10 protein-coding genes are annotated in these 13,902 nt (G+C 60.2%); 5 read left to right on the top strand and 5 right to left on the bottom strand.

The features are described 5' to 3' along the window. Positions 1 to 49 precede the first annotated feature (49 nt). The 3 genes from Q1W40_RS07385 to Q1W40_RS07375 all read right to left on the bottom strand — a co-directional run bounded on the left by Q1W40_RS07385 (position 50) and on the right by Q1W40_RS07375 (position 2,938). Positions 50 to 1,342 (bottom strand): TRAP transporter large permease, encoded by a 1,293-nt coding sequence (locus tag Q1W40_RS07385; RefSeq protein WP_108326518.1) that lies wholly within the window; start codon positions 1,340 to 1,342, stop codon positions 50 to 52. Continuing rightward, a complete protein-coding gene (locus tag Q1W40_RS07380; RefSeq protein WP_300710551.1) occupies positions 1,339 to 1,827 on the bottom strand; it encodes a TRAP transporter small permease in 489 nt (162 codons plus the stop codon). Before Q1W40_RS07380 ends, Q1W40_RS07385 begins: the two co-directional genes overlap by 4 nt. 94 nt (positions 1,828 to 1,921) lie before the next feature. Further along, the gene (locus Q1W40_RS07375) at positions 1,922 to 2,938 is read right to left on the bottom strand and encodes a TRAP transporter substrate-binding protein (RefSeq protein ID WP_300710549.1); all 1,017 of its coding nucleotides are present in this window, start codon (positions 2,936 to 2,938) and stop codon (positions 1,922 to 1,924) included. Positions 2,939 to 3,229: 291 nt separating this feature from the next. On the opposite strand from Q1W40_RS07375, the gene Q1W40_RS07370 reads away from it, so the two are divergent. The 5 genes from Q1W40_RS07370 (at position 3,230) to Q1W40_RS07350 (ending at position 9,061) form a co-directional block, all read left to right on the top strand. Further along, complete coding sequence (locus tag Q1W40_RS07370; RefSeq protein WP_300710547.1) at positions 3,230 to 3,985, top strand: electron transfer flavoprotein subunit beta/FixA family protein; 756 nt, start codon at positions 3,230 to 3,232, stop codon at positions 3,983 to 3,985. A 12-nt stretch (positions 3,986 to 3,997) separates the two neighbouring features. Further along, a complete protein-coding gene (locus tag Q1W40_RS07365) occupies positions 3,998 to 4,930 on the top strand; it encodes an FAD-binding protein (RefSeq protein ID WP_300710545.1) in 933 nt (310 codons plus the stop codon). Positions 4,931 to 5,004: 74 nt separating this feature from the next. Continuing rightward, positions 5,005 to 6,798 (top strand): acyl-CoA dehydrogenase, encoded by a 1,794-nt coding sequence (locus Q1W40_RS07360; RefSeq protein ID WP_300710515.1) that lies wholly within the window; start codon positions 5,005 to 5,007, stop codon positions 6,796 to 6,798. Between the two features lie 146 nt (positions 6,799 to 6,944). Further along, on the top strand, positions 6,945 to 7,898 hold the full coding sequence (locus Q1W40_RS07355; RefSeq protein ID WP_300710513.1) for a nitronate monooxygenase family protein: 954 nt from the start codon (positions 6,945 to 6,947) through the stop codon (positions 7,896 to 7,898). A gap of 14 nt (positions 7,899 to 7,912) precedes the next feature. Further along, the gene (locus tag Q1W40_RS07350) at positions 7,913 to 9,061 is read left to right on the top strand and encodes an acyltransferase family protein (protein ID WP_300710511.1); all 1,149 of its coding nucleotides are present in this window, start codon (positions 7,913 to 7,915) and stop codon (positions 9,059 to 9,061) included. 19 nt (positions 9,062 to 9,080) lie between these two features. Here Q1W40_RS07350 and cphA (Q1W40_RS07345) read toward each other — a convergent pair whose 3' ends face one another. Further along, entirely contained in the window at positions 9,081 to 11,651 is a 2,571-nt protein-coding gene (cphA, locus tag Q1W40_RS07345; RefSeq protein WP_300710509.1) for a cyanophycin synthetase, read from the bottom strand. Between the two features lie 34 nt (positions 11,652 to 11,685). Beyond that, positions 11,686 to 13,857, bottom strand: coding sequence for a cyanophycin synthetase (gene cphA / locus Q1W40_RS07340; protein ID WP_300710507.1), 2,172 nt, complete (start codon positions 13,855 to 13,857; stop codon positions 11,686 to 11,688). Between the last annotated feature and the right edge of the window lie 45 nt (positions 13,858 to 13,902).

The raw sequence follows: 13,902 nt of genomic DNA, 5'->3' as shown, positions 1-13,902 counted from the left end.
GAAAAAAGGCTCGCCTGTGGCGAGCCTTTTTCTTGGGCATGTTTTTCGTTCAATCCATCATGGACGGCAGCCACAGGCTCAGGCCGGGGAATGCCAACAAAATGCCCAAGGTGACGATGAGCACCAGCACCAGTGGCCAGACGCCACGGAAGATGGTCAGCAAGCCGACTTTGGGCAACAAGGTGTTGAGCACAAACAGGTTCATGCCCACAGGGGGTGAAATCAGGCCGATCTGGATGACCATCACGATCAGCACGCCGAACCACACCGGATCAAAGCCCAGTTGAATCACGATCGGGAAAAACAGTGGAATGGTCAACAGCACCATGGTGAGCTCTTCCATCACCGTGCCCAACAGGATGTAGATCAGCATCATGGCCGCCACGATCATGATGGGCGACAGGCCCAGATGGGTGATCCATTCTTTGAGCTCCATGGGCATGCTGGTGAAGTTCACGAAGTTGGCAAAAATCGTCGCAGCGATCAGCAAGGTGAACAGCATGGCGGTGGTTCGCGCCGATTCAACCAGCACCTGGAACAATGTTTTCCAGCTGAGGGCCCGTCGGGCCAGCGCAAACAAGAACGCGCCCATGGCCCCCATGCCGGCGCCTTCTGTGGCCGTGAAAAAGCCGCCATAAATGCCGCCCAACACAACGACCACCAGCAACAAAACGCCCCAGATGCCGCGCAAAGCTGCCCAGCGCTCGGACCAACTGAACTTTTCGCCTGCGGGCGCGTGCTCGGGGTTGCGCGAGGTCATGATGACCACGGCCACCATCATCAGCGCAGCCGTCAACACACCAGGGATCACGCCGGCAGCAAACAGTTTGCCAATGTGTGTCTCGGTGATGATGCCGTAGATCACCATGATGGTGGACGGTGGAATCATGATGCCCAAAGTGCCGCCGGCGGCGATCACGCCGGTGGACATGGCGTCGCTGTAGCCCAGTTTTTTCATGGACGGGTAGGCCACTTTGCTCATGGTGGCGGCGGTGGCAATGGACGAGCCACAAATGGCACCAAAACCTGCACACGCAGCGATGGTGGCATGCGCCAGACCACCACGGCGGTGACCGATGAAGGTGTAGGCCGCATGGAACAGTTCGTGCGCCAGACCTGCTCGGGCCACGAAGTTGCCCATCAAGATGAACAAGGGGATGACCGACAAGGTGTAGGCGAAACCGGTGTCATAGACCACTTGTGCGGTGCTGGCCATGGCGGGGATCCAGCCTCGGGTCAAGCCAATGCCCACCAGGCCAACCAGGCCCATTGAAAAGGCCAGGGGAATGCGCAACAGGGCCAGAACAAAAATGGCCGAAAATCCAATCAGGGCTTCAATCACAGGGCGCCTCCTTCGGTTTCTTCATGATCCAGTGGGCGCAGTATCAGGCTCAGATGGATGAGGCCGGTGAAGCCGCACAGCAAGCCCATGCCGTAAATGAAAGGCGCTTTCAAAATTTTGAGTTGGGCGGTGGTTTCGCCACTGGCCATGAAATCTGTACCGGTTTGCCACATCAGCCAGCCCAGCGCCATCAGGGCTGCCGCACACAGCAGATGCACCAAGGCCCTTTGAACTCTTTTCAGGGCATCGGGCACGAGTGCATCCAAAGAGTCGAACACCACATGTTCACCGCGCTCAGAGACAAGGGGGAGGGCGCCAAAGATCACCACCACCATCAAAAGTTCGGTCAACTCCAGCGATCCGGTGATGGAGTGGTTGAGCATTTTTCGACCACTCACGTCCAAGAAGGTGAGCACCATGATGGCAAAAAGCGCCAGTCCGGCCAAAATGCCGCAGACCGTTTCCAATAGTTTTTTCAAAATCATTCCTTGATGAAAAAAAGCGGTACCCACCGGTTAGGGCAGATACCGCTGCGGGCTGAAGTCTAGTTCAGCCGACCAGCCTGGGTGAAGGTCCGGTTTACTTTTCGAGTTTGGCGATCTCTGCGCGGAATTCGCTGAGCACTTTCGCCGGGTTCTTCAGGCCTTTGGCTTCAGCTGCTTTGATCCAGCCTTGCTCCAAGGGGGCGGTCTTGGATTTGATGTCGGCCACAAATTTGGCGTCTGCCTTGGTCACTTGCACGCCGTTGACTTGCATCAACGCGAAAGCACGGCGGTCCACTTTGTCCCAGCCACGGCCAAAGATGCGCGCTGCGGTTTCGCCAGAAATGGCGTCCACTGCCTTTTTGTCTTCGGCCGACAATTTGTCGTACTTGGCCTGATTCATCATGAACACGAAGCTGGTGTTGTACAGGCCACCTGGGAAGGTGGTGGCGTGCTTGATGATTTTGTCGATGCGGAACGATTCGGTGGACTCGGCCGGAAAGAGGGTGCCGTCCATCACACCGCTGGATAACAACTCGTAGGAGTCGGGGGCGGGCTTCAAGGTGACGTTCATGCCCAATGTTTTGGAGATGTCGTTCACCATGCCGCCGCCGACGCGGAATTTCAGGCCACTCAGGTCGTCAGTCTTGGCAATGGGGCGCTTGGTGTTGAACACAATGCCAGGACCATGGGAGAACAAGGTCAGGACTTTGACGCCCTGGTGTTCCGCCGCGAATTCAGGGTTTTTGCCAGACACGCGGCTCAAGGCCACGGAGATGGTCTCTGCGCTGTTGCCCAAGAAAGGCAACTCGGTCATCTGTGTCATGACAAAACGGCCGGGTGTGTAGCCATGGACGGTGTAGGACAGATCGGCCAAACCGTTTTTGATGGCGTCATAAGTGCCCGGTGCAGGCGATACGCCTCGCGGCAGCATGTTGCACTTGATGCGGCCTTTGGTGTTTTCTGTCAGCAGATCGCACCACTCTTTTTGCGCCATGCTGGCTGTGTGCGTGGGGGGCAGCCAGCTGGAGACCGTCAAAACGGTTTGTGCTTGCGCCAAGCCAACGATGCTGGTCAAGGCCAAAGCGGCCATGGAAATCAGGGTTTTCTTCATCAGAATGCTCCATCAAATTGGTTACAAAACATAATCTAATCGCTCTTTGCCCAGAACTGAATCCATGCTTACCCTGATTTCCCGACTCCTTGGTCGGGAAATTCCTGAGGGTAGGATGTTTCCAAATTCATCGCGAGGGATTAAAAAACCCGAACGACCGTGCTTTTTTACCGATAATGTCTCGTCTTGCAAAGTGTTTTGATGCACAATTGACGTTTACGTCAACGTCAACTCTTTCGGTGGCGTGTCTGAGATCGTCAACGGTTTTGATCTTTCAATGGAGAAGCTTTCATGAAAATTCTGGTTCCCGTGAAGCGGGTGGTGGACTACAACGTCAAAGTGCGGGTCAAGTCCGACGGTTCCGGTGTGGACATTGCCAACGTCAAGATGAGCATGAACCCCTTTGACGAAATCGCCGTCGAAGAAGCCGTGCGCCTGAAAGAAAAAGGCCTGGCCACCGAAGTGATCGCTGTGTCCTGCGGCGTGAGCCAGTGCCAGGAAACCCTGCGCACCGCCATGGCCATCGGTGCCGACCGCGGCATTTTGGTCGAGACCCCAGCCGATCTGGATCTGCAGCCCCTGGCCGTGGCCAAGCTGCTCAAGGCCTTGGTCGCCAAAGAGCAACCCGGCCTGATCATTTTGGGCAAGCAAGCGATTGACGACGATTGCAACCAGACGGGCCAGATGCTGGCTGCTTTGGCCGACTTGCCCCAAGCGACGTTTGCCTCCAAGGTCGAGATCGTGGACGGCAAGGCCCAAGTGACCCGCGAGATCGACGGCGGCCTGGAAGTGCTGTCCATCAGCTTGCCAGCGGTGGTGACCACCGACTTGCGTCTGAACGAGCCGCGCTACGTGACGCTGCCCAACATCATGAAGGCCAAGAAAAAGCAGCTCGACACCTTCAAGCCAGAAGACCTGGGCGTCGATGTGGCACCCCGCATCAAGACCCTCAAGGTGATGGAGCCTGCCAAGCGCAGCGCCGGCATCAAGGTGCCCGATGTCGCCACCTTGGTGGACAAGCTCAAGAACGTGGCCAAAGTGATCTAAGGACTGAAGAACATGACTTCCCTCGTTATTGCAGAACACGACAACGCCTCCATCAAAGGCGCCACCTTGAACACCGTGACAGCCGCTGTGGCTTGCGGTGGTGACGTGCACGTGCTGGTGGCTGGCCACAACGCCGCTGCCGCCGCGCAAGCCGCAGCGCAAATCGCTGGTGTGTCCAAAGTGATCCACGCCGACAGCGAAGCCCTGGCCCATGGCCTGGCCGAGAACGTCGCAGCACAAGTCTTGGCGATCGCTGCCAACTACAGCCACATCTTGTTCCCCGCCACTGCGGCTGGCAAAAACGTGGCCCCCCGCGTGGCGGCCAAATTGGATGTCGCGCAAATCAGCGATGTGACCCAAGTCATCTCGGCCGACACCTTTGAGCGCCCGATTTACGCAGGCAATGCCATCGCTACGGTGCAGTCCACCGACGGCACCAAAGTGATCACCGTGCGCACCACCGGCTTTGACGCCGCAGCCGCCACCGGTGGCGCAGCAGCCGTTGAAAGCGCAGCCGCCCAAGCCGACAGCGGCAAGAGCAGCTTCACGCGCAGCGAGATCGCCAAGAACGACCGCCCAGAACTCACCGCAGCCAAGATCATCGTCTCCGGTGGCCGCGCTTTGGGCAGTTCGGAAAAGTTCAACGAAGTGATGACGCCGCTGGCCGACAAGCTGGGTGCAGCGATTGGCGCCAGCCGCGCAGCAGTGGATGCTGGTTATGCCGCCAACGACTTGCAAGTGGGCCAGACCGGCAAGATCGTTGCACCTCAGCTGTACATCGCCGCAGGCATCTCGGGTGCGATCCAGCACCTGGCGGGCATGAAGGACTCCAAGGTGATCGTGGCGATCAACAAGGACCCCGAGGCCCCGATCTTCAGCGTGGCCGACTTTGGCCTCGAGGCCGATCTGTTTGCGGCAGTGCCTGAACTGACCCAGGCACTGTGATCATTTGATGACCGCAAAAAGGCCTCCAAGAGAGGTCTTTTTTGTACCCGACCCCCGACTGACAGGAGATAACCATGAGCTACATCGCCCCCTTGAAGGACATGCTTTTCAACATCGAGCATCTGGCCCGCATCGACCAGATCGCGCAGATTCCCGGCTTTGAAGACGCCGGTCTGGAAACCGCGCAAGCGGTGCTGGAGGAGTGCGGCAAGCTCAATGCCGAAGTGATCGCGCCGCTGAACTGGGAAGGGGACAAGAACCCGTCTTTCCACCACGACGGCAACCAGGTCACGACCACGCCCGGCTTCAAGGACGCCTACAAACAGTTCACCGAAGGCGGCTGGCAAAGCCTGCAGCACCCGGCCGACTTTGGCGGCCAGGGCTTGCCCAAGACCATCGGCGCGGCTTGCGGCGAAATGCTCAACTCGGCCAACATGAGCTTTGCCCTGTGCCCCATGCTGACCGATGGCGCCATTGAGGCCTTGTTGACAGCAGGCTCGGACGAGCTCAAAGCCACCTACCTGGAAAAGCTGATCTCCGGCGAATGGACCGGCACCATGAACCTGACCGAGCCCCAGGCCGGTTCGGACCTGGCTGCCGTGCGTACACGCGCAGAGCCTTTGCCTGATGGCACCTACAAGGTGTTCGGCACCAAGATTTTCATCACCTACGGTGAGCACGACATGGCCGAGAACATCGTGCACCTGGTGCTGGCCCGCGTGCAGGGCGCACCCGAAGGCGTCAAGGGCATCAGCTTGTTCGCGGTCCCCAAATTCATGGTCAAGGCCGATGGCTCTCTGGGCGAGCGCAACGACGTGCATTGCGTGAGCATCGAGCACAAGATGGGCATCAAGGCCAGCCCCACAGCCGTGCTGCAGTATGGCGACCACGGCGGCGCGATCGGCTATCTGGTGGGCGAAGAAAACCGTGGCCTCGAATACATGTTCATCATGATGAACGCCGCCCGCTATGCGGTGGGGGTGCAGGGCATCTCGATCGCCGAGCGTGCCTACCAAAAAGCTGTGCAGTACGCCCGCGACCGCGTGCAAAGCCGCCCGGTGGACGGCAGCTTGCCCGCAGCCGGCCCCATCATTCACCACCCCGATGTGCGCCGCATGCTCATGACCATGCGCGCTTACACCGAAGGCTGCCGCTCGCTGGCGTCTGTGGCCGCTGCCGCTTATGACGCAGCGCACCACCACCCCGATGCCGAGGTGCGCAAACAAAACCAGTCCTTCTACGAATTCATGGTGCCGCTGGTCAAGGGCTACAGCACCGAGATGAGCCTGGAAGTCACCAGCCTGGGCGTGCAGGTGCACGGCGGCATGGGCTTCATCGAAGAAACCGGCTGCGCCCAGTATTACCGCGACGCCAAGATTTTGACGATCTACGAAGGCACCACCGCCATCCAGGCCAATGACCTGGTGGGTCGCAAGACCTCGCGCGATGGTGGCCAGACCGCCAAGGCCTTGGCCGACCAAGTGGCCCAGACCGAAGCGCAATTGGCCGCATCGTCCAGTGCCGACGCGCAGGCCATGGCCCGTCGCCTGAAGGCTGCGCGTGAAGCCTTTGTTGATGTGGTGAACTTTGTGGCGGGCAACACCAAGGCCAAGCCCAACGACGTGTTCGCAGGCAGTGTGCCTTACCTGATGCTCACCGGCAACCTGATGGCTGGCTGGCAGATGGGCCGTGCCATGCTGGTGGCCCTGACGCCTGAGGCGCAAGCGCAAGACGCGGCCTTCATGGCCAGCAAAGTCACCACGGCGCGTTTCTATGCCGACCACATCCTGTCCAAGGTGCCCGGCATCCGCGACAGCATCGTGGAAGGCGCTGGCAGCGTGACCGAGTTGGCGCTCGAAGCGTTCTGAGCCTGCCCATGACCCTCTGAGAAAATGCCGGTTTCGACCGGCATTTTTCGTCAGGGTGCTCGGTCCATACGCGCTGTGTGTCCCCACTCAGACAGCCAGTCAGACCGGCTGTCTCGCACAATCAACAGATCACTTCAGGAGACCCCATGTCCAAGTTGCCCCCCGTTCTGGCGAACCTGCCATTCCCTGTCATCGCTTCGCCCTTGTTCATCATCAGCAATCCCAAGCTGGTGATCGAGCAATGCAAGGCCGGTATCGTGGGCTCCATGCCCGCCTTGAACGCACGCCCCGCCGCGCAACTGGAAGACTGGCTGGTCGAAATCACCGAGACCCTGGCCGCTTACAACAAAGCCAACCCCGACAAGCCTGCCGCGCCTTTTGCGATCAACCAGATCGTGCACAAGAGCAATGACCGCCTGGACCATGACATGGCCATGTGCGTGAAGTACAAGGTGCCGATCATCATCACCTCGCTGGGCGCGCGTGAAGAGATCAACCAGGCCGCGCACAGCTACGGCGGTGTGGTGCTGCACGACATCATCAACAACAAGTTTGCCCACAAGGCGATCGAAAAGGGCGCTGACGGCCTGATCGCTGTGGCGGCCGGTGCCGGTGGCCATGCGGGCGTGAAAAGCCCCTTTGCCCTGATTCAGGAAATCCGCCAATGGTTTGACGGCCCGGTGGCCTTGTCGGGCTCGATCGCCACGGGTGACGCCATCCTGGCGGCGCAAGCCATGGGGGCAGACTTTGCCTACATCGGCTCGGCCTTCATCGCCACCCATGAGGCCCGTGCTGCCGAAGACTATAAAAAGGCCGTCGTCGACTGCGACTCCGACGATGTGGTCTACAGCAACCTGTTCACCGGCGTGCATGGCAACTACCTGGCGCCTTCCATCCGTGCCGCTGGCCTGGACCCTGACAATCTGCCCGAATCCGACCCCAGCAAGATGAATTTTGGCGGCGATGCCAAGAAGGCCTGGAAAGACATCTGGGGCTGTGGCCAAGGCATTGGCGCCATCACCTCGGTGGTCAGCACCGCTGAGCGTGTGGCCCAATTCAAGCGCGAATACCAAGCTGCTCGCGCCCGTCTGGCGCTTTGATCTCTGCGCGGTCGATGTCCACAGTAGCCCGTCCTTTGCCTGCAAACGGGCGGGCTTGGCTGCTTGATGTTTTCAAAGCCGCTGGCTGTGTGCTCATCGTCGTGCACCATTTGGCTTTTTATGGACCCATGTCGGATGTGCTCATGCAGGTCTGGCCTGGTTTGATCGAATGGCTCTATGACCGTGCGCGCCTCGCGGTTCAAATGTTTTTGGTGTGCGGCGGATTTTTGACGGCAGCGAGCCTGGCCAAGCTCGACCACTTGAGCGTACGCAGCGCTGCTGCGCTGCTTTGCCGACGTTACTTGCGATTGTCACTGCCCTTGTTGGCGGCTTTGAGCGTCACAGTGCTGGTGTCTGAAATCATTCGTCCGGGCTTTCAACATGACTCTTTGTCGGCCTTGCCGTCATGGCATCAGGCTCTGGCACATGTGGGCTTGGCCCAGCACGTGCTGGAGCTGGAGGCCTTGTCTGCAGGTGTCTGGTACGTGGCCATCGACTTCCAGTTGTACGCGCTGGCCTTGTTGTTGGTGGCCGTGAGCTCGAAGTTGGGGGCTGTCTACTCAGGCTTGTCGTCTGATGGGTGGCAGCGCTGTCTATGGACGGTGTTGGCCGCAGCATCGCTGTGGTGGTGGAGCGGTCAGGACAGCTTGGACAATTACGCGGTCTTCTTTTGCGGGGCTTATGGTCTGGGCTGGCTCGCGCATCATCTGCGCGTGCAAGCCTTCTCAGCCAAGGCTTGGGCGGTTTTGTTGTTGTTGGGTCTGGTGGCCTTGGCGCTCGATCCGCGCTGGCGTCTGGTCACGTGCTGGCTGGTGGCAGCCTTGCTGGCGGGGGCCCCAGTTTCTTGGTTTGAACCACGCCAAATGCCTGCAAGTTTGCAGCGCAGCGTCCAGTACCTTTCCCGAATTTCGTATTCCGTCTTCGTGATCCACTTTGGGGTGAGCCTGCTGGTCAATGCCGGGGTCACCAGGCATTGGCCCGGCCAGATTTGGCCTAACGGTTTAGGGATGCTGGCCTCTTTGGGCTTGTCAATTGGTGCGGGTGCCGTGTTGTTCCATTTTGTCGAGCAGCCCAAACCCAATGTGCAGCGCTGGGCCATGTGGGTATTGATCTTCATGACCAGCGTTGCGCTGGCCATGCGAATCAACAATTTGGCTGCCTGATTCGTCGGCCAGAGCGCCGTCAAGCAGCGGCTTTGACCTTTTCGGTGATGTAGGCCAAGGCCTCTTCCACCTGGTCGATCAGGATCAGGCACAGGTCACCATTCTTCAGTCGTGCCAATGCCCTGTCGATGGCATTGAACTCACCCTGAATGTCTTCGACGTGGCTGGTGCGCTTGGCGCCTTGCAGACCTTCGCGCAGGAGCTTGAGCACCTCACCGTCGGCGCGGCCACGTTGGCAGGCGTCCTGGTAAAGCAGCACATCGTCGAAAGCCGCCCCCAGAATTTGTGTTTGGTCACGGATGTCCTGGTCGCGCCGGTCACCTGCGCCGCTGATCACCACCAGACGTTTTTTGGCGGGCATGTTGTCCACCGCCTGCACCAGTGCCTGGATGGCATCGGGGTTGTGGCCGTAGTCGGCGATGAGGGTGGCGCCTTTGTAGTCAAAAATATTGAAGCGACCGGGCACGCCCTGGATGTCACTGATGAAGGTCGCCAGGCCTTGGGCGATCGCGTCCCAGGGCACGTTCACGGCCCAGGCGGCGGCCACCGCGGCCATCACGTTTTCGGTTTGGAAGCCGATCTGGCCCTGGCGGGTCAGCGGTACATTGGCCAAAGGGATGCGGAAAATTTGCTTGCCTTTTTGGGCCACGATGTCGCCGTCATCGGTGAAGACCACGCGCTTGCCTTGGGCCCGGTGGGCCGCCAGCACAGGCTGGTTGCCATCGAGGGCAAAAAAGGTCACATCGCCGGGGCAATGGTGTGCCATGGACACCACGGCCGGATCGGCTGCATTGAGCACGGCTGTGCCGTTTTGCGCCACGTTGAGCACGATCACGCGCTTGAGCACCGACAGGTCTTCGAGCGTGGTGATGTAATTCAAACCCAGGTGGTCGCCAGCACCCATGTTGGTGACGATGGCCACCTGGCAGCGGTCAAAGGCCAGGCCTTCGCGCAGCAAGCCACCACGGGCGGTCTCGAACACAGCGGCATCCACATCGGGGTGCATCAACACATTGCGTGCACTGCGTGGGCCACTGCAGTCACCAGAATCGGTCTGGCGACCGTTGACGTACACGCCATCGGTGTTGGTCATGCCCACGCGCAGGCCTTGAGCCTTGAGCAGATGAGCAGTCAGACGCACGGTGGTGGTCTTGCCATTGGTGCCGGTCACGGCAATCACCGGCACGCGGCCGTTGTCGCCGTTGGGGTACATGTGGTCGATCACGGCCTTGCCCACGTCACGGCCCTTGCCATAAGAGGGGCTGATGTGCATGCGCAATCCGGGGGCGGCATTGACTTCCACGATGCCGCCGTTTTGCTCTTCCAGAGGGCGCATGACGGATTCACACACCACGTCCACACCGCAGATGTCCAGGCCCACCATCTGGGCGGCCTCGATCACGCGGGCGGCCACTTCGGGGTGCACGTCGTCGGTCACATCGGTGGCTGTGCCACCGGTGGACAGGTTGGCGTTGTTGCGCAAAATGACGCGACTGCCCTTGACGGGCACCGATTCGGGCTCCATGCCTTGCTCGCGCAGGCGGCCAATCGCGATGTCGTCAAAACGGATTTTGGTCAGCGATGTGGAGTGGCCTGTGCCCCGCCGTGGGTCGGCATTGACCTGGTCCACCAACTGGCGCACGGTGTGCTTGCCATCACCGACCACCAGTGGCGGTTCGCGGCGCGAAGCGGCCACCAGCTTGTTGCCCACCACCAGCAAACGGTAGTCGTGGCCGGGCAGGAATTTCTCGACCATGACCACGCCATAACGCACGGCGGTGGCATATGCGGCCTCGAAGGCTGTGCGGTCGGTGATGTTGACCGATACGCCTTTGCCCTGGTTGCCATCTTGCGGTTTCACGACCACGGGCAGGCCGACTTCTTGGGCAACGGCCCAAGCTTCTTCGATGTTGTGAGCGGGACGGCCCATGGGCACCGGCACGCCAGCGGCGTGCAGCAGGCTTTTGGTCAGGTCTTTGTCCTGGGCGATCGACTCGGCGATGGCGCTGGTCGAGTCGATTTCGGCAGCCTGGATGCGGCGCTGTTTGGCCCCCCAGCCGAACTGCACCAGACTGCCATCGGTCAGGCGTCGAATGGGCACGCCACGGGCGACGGCAGCATCCACGATGGCGCCAGTCGATGGGCCCAGGCGCACATCTTCGTCGAGTTCATGAAGCTGGGCGATGGCCGCTTCCAGATCAAAACCCATGCCTGCGATGGCCGCTTTGCACAATTGTTCTGCCAATTCCAGAGCCTGTCGACCAACAGACTCTTCGGAGTATTCGATGACCACTTGGTACACGCCCGGCTCTTGCGTGGGCGTGGTCCGACTGAACGAGACTGGGCAGCCGGCCTGCGTTTGCAGACCGAGAGTCACTTTTTCAAGTGCATGGGCAATGGTGATGGTCTGGCCCGGGCGCAGGCTGTGAAAAGGCCCCACCTCTGGAAAAATGCGGCGCAATTGCTGCTCAACCGGGTGTTGAGGACTTAGCCCTTGCTCGTCGGTTGTGCAGGTGATGATGGCTTCAATGGCCGTGTGGCGGCTCCACAAGTTGGGGCCGCGCAGGGCGCGAATTCGGGACACTTCCATGGGTATGGGTTCCTGTTGTTCTTCTGGGGCCGCTTCAGGCGGCAGAGGATTGGCCGTAGCTCTTGACGCCGGCACGGATCAAGTCGGCACCCATGTCCATGGCCCATGCGGCGCAAGCGGCAATCAGCATGTCACTTTGGCTGAGCGTGTCGGTTTTGAGCAGGCGGGCCACGGCCGGGCGCTGAATGGACAGCACGGCTTGCTCTTTGCTGCCTTCGGCCAGGATCAATTGACCGTCACGCCAAAAGCCCACGCGACCACCTTCGGCGCGGTGCGCACTCAGCCTTGCTTCGGATTCGTCTTGGGCATACAGGATCACGCCGCCGTCGCTGTACTGCGCCAGGTCGGCCACCGCTTCGTCGGCCGCATTGAGCACGGCATAACCGTTGCTCAACACCAGGTCGATCTGGGTGCGGATGTAACTGGGCATTTTGTCGTCGGGGCCGGGGTACAGGTCTTCCAGGGGCGCAGCCTTGGGCATGCTGGTGACGATGCCAACTTGGCAGCGGTCGTAGGGCAGACCTTGGGTCAACAGACGGCGCGCATCGCTTTCAAACACCGCGGCTTGTACCGAGCGGTTGACCAGCAAACGTTCTGCTTGGTCAAAGTCCATGGCGTTGTGCTTTTGCAGGCAGCGTTGGTTCATGTACAGACCGTCGGCACAGGCCAGGCCCGTGTAGAGACCTTGCAAGTGCAAAAGCCAGGAGATCAGTTTTGCTGGTCGTGTGGTGTCGCCATCGCCCATCAGGCCAACCAGCGGGATGCGGCCGTTTTCCTTGGCAGGAATCAGGTGTTCGGCAATGGCTTGGCCTACTGGGCGCGGTTCTCCCACAGCTGGGTTCAGGTGCATCAGCAAGCTGGGGCCTGCATTGACTTCGACCACCACGCCCTGGTCGCCCAAGGGCTGGCGGATGTCCGGGGTGACCACATCCACGCCAGCAATGTCCAGGCCCACCATGCGGGCGGCCAGCACGGCTTGTGCAGCCACATCGGGGTGCACCACATCGGTCACGTCGGTGGTCATGTTGCCGGTGCGCTTGACCAGAACGGTCTGACCGTCTTTCGGCACGCTGTCGGGCGTCAGGCCTTGGCGAGCCAGTTCAAGCACTTCGGGGCTGTTCTCGCGCAGCTTGACCAGCTCCAAGGGCAAGCTGCCATCGCTGCCGCGGCGTGGATCGGCATTGATTTGCAGGTCCACCAATTCACGCACGGTGTTCTGGCCGTTGCCGATCACGCTGGCGGTTTCGCCTTGGCTGGCCGCCACCATGCGGTCACCCACCACCAGCAGGCGGTGTTCGGAGCCACGGATGAAGCGCTCAACGATGACTTCGCTGCCTTGCTCCAAGGCGATGGCATAAGCGGCTTCGACGTTGGCTTGGCTGCTCAGGTCCAGCGACACACCGCGTGCGCGGTTGCCGTCGCTGGGTTTGACGCACACGGGCAGACCGATGTCTTGTGCTGCAGCCCATGCCGCAGCGGGGCTGTCCACCACTTGGCCTTCTGGCACGGGCACGCCGCACATGGCCAGCAGGTTCTTGGTCAGGTCCTTGTCTTTGGAAATGCCTTCGGCAATGGCGCTGGTGCGGTCGGTCTCTGCGGTCCAGATGCGGCGCTGGTTCACGCCATGCCCAAGCTGAACCAAATTCCCGGCGTTCAGGCGGATGTAGGGCACACGGCGTTCGTAAGCAGCCTCCACGATGCTGGCGGTGCTGGGTCCCACATACAGGCTGTCGACCAGGTCGGTCAGTTTGGCAATGGCGCCAGGCACGTCATAAGGGGTGTCATGGATGGCGGCCAGAATCAACTCGCGGGCCATTTCCAATGAGGTGCGGCCCACGGTCTCGTGGTCGGTGCGGATGACCACTTTGTAAACACCACGAGGCCCCGCTTCGCGGGCCTTGCCAAAGCTCATGGACATGCCGGCGCGGGTTTGCAGCTCCAAGCTGACGTGTTCAAGAATGTGACCCGCCCATGTCCCGTTGTCCAGGCGCTGAAAGAAACCGCCATAAACACCCGGTGTGCAGTAATGTTCGATCATCTGGGGCAACCAAGCCTTGAGACGGTCGTTGAACCCGGGCAGTAAATTTGAAGGGAAGTCTTCCAGTTCACCGATATCGATCAGTGCTTCGATGACCGAGCGGTAAGTCCAGATGTTGGGCCCGCGCAAATAGGTCATGCGCAGGAATTGGATGTTTTTGGCGCTCATGGATGGGGGGGGCAGCGATACAATGATAGGCCGATCAAGGCAGCG

This window comes from Limnohabitans sp. (assembly GCF_030158565.1).
Lineage (GTDB): Bacteria > Pseudomonadota > Gammaproteobacteria > Burkholderiales > Burkholderiaceae_C > Limnohabitans_A.
This window is presented reverse-complemented; position numbering and strand designations above follow the sequence as displayed.

What these genes read in the sequence shown, in the direction of transcription:
- Q1W40_RS07380 (WP_300710551.1), bottom strand. Translation starts at nt 1,827, where the DNA reads ATGATTTTGAAAAAACTATTGGAAACGGTCTGCGGCATTTTGGCCGGA.
- Q1W40_RS07375 (WP_300710549.1), bottom strand. Translation starts at nt 2,938, where the DNA reads ATGAAGAAAACCCTGATTTCCATGGCCGCTTTGGCCTTGACCAGCATC.
- Q1W40_RS07370 (WP_300710547.1), top strand. Translation starts at nt 3,230, where the DNA reads ATGAAAATTCTGGTTCCCGTGAAGCGGGTGGTGGACTACAACGTCAAA.
- Q1W40_RS07365 (WP_300710545.1), top strand. Translation starts at nt 3,998, where the DNA reads ATGACTTCCCTCGTTATTGCAGAACACGACAACGCCTCCATCAAAGGC.
- Q1W40_RS07360 (WP_300710515.1), top strand. Translation starts at nt 5,005, where the DNA reads ATGAGCTACATCGCCCCCTTGAAGGACATGCTTTTCAACATCGAGCAT.
- Q1W40_RS07355 (WP_300710513.1), top strand. Translation starts at nt 6,945, where the DNA reads ATGTCCAAGTTGCCCCCCGTTCTGGCGAACCTGCCATTCCCTGTCATC.
- Q1W40_RS07350 (WP_300710511.1), top strand. Translation starts at nt 7,913, where the DNA reads ATGTCCACAGTAGCCCGTCCTTTGCCTGCAAACGGGCGGGCTTGGCTG.
- cphA (WP_300710509.1), bottom strand. Translation starts at nt 11,651, where the DNA reads ATGGAAGTGTCCCGAATTCGCGCCCTGCGCGGCCCCAACTTGTGGAGC.
- cphA (WP_300710507.1), bottom strand. Translation starts at nt 13,857, where the DNA reads ATGAGCGCCAAAAACATCCAATTCCTGCGCATGACCTATTTGCGCGGG.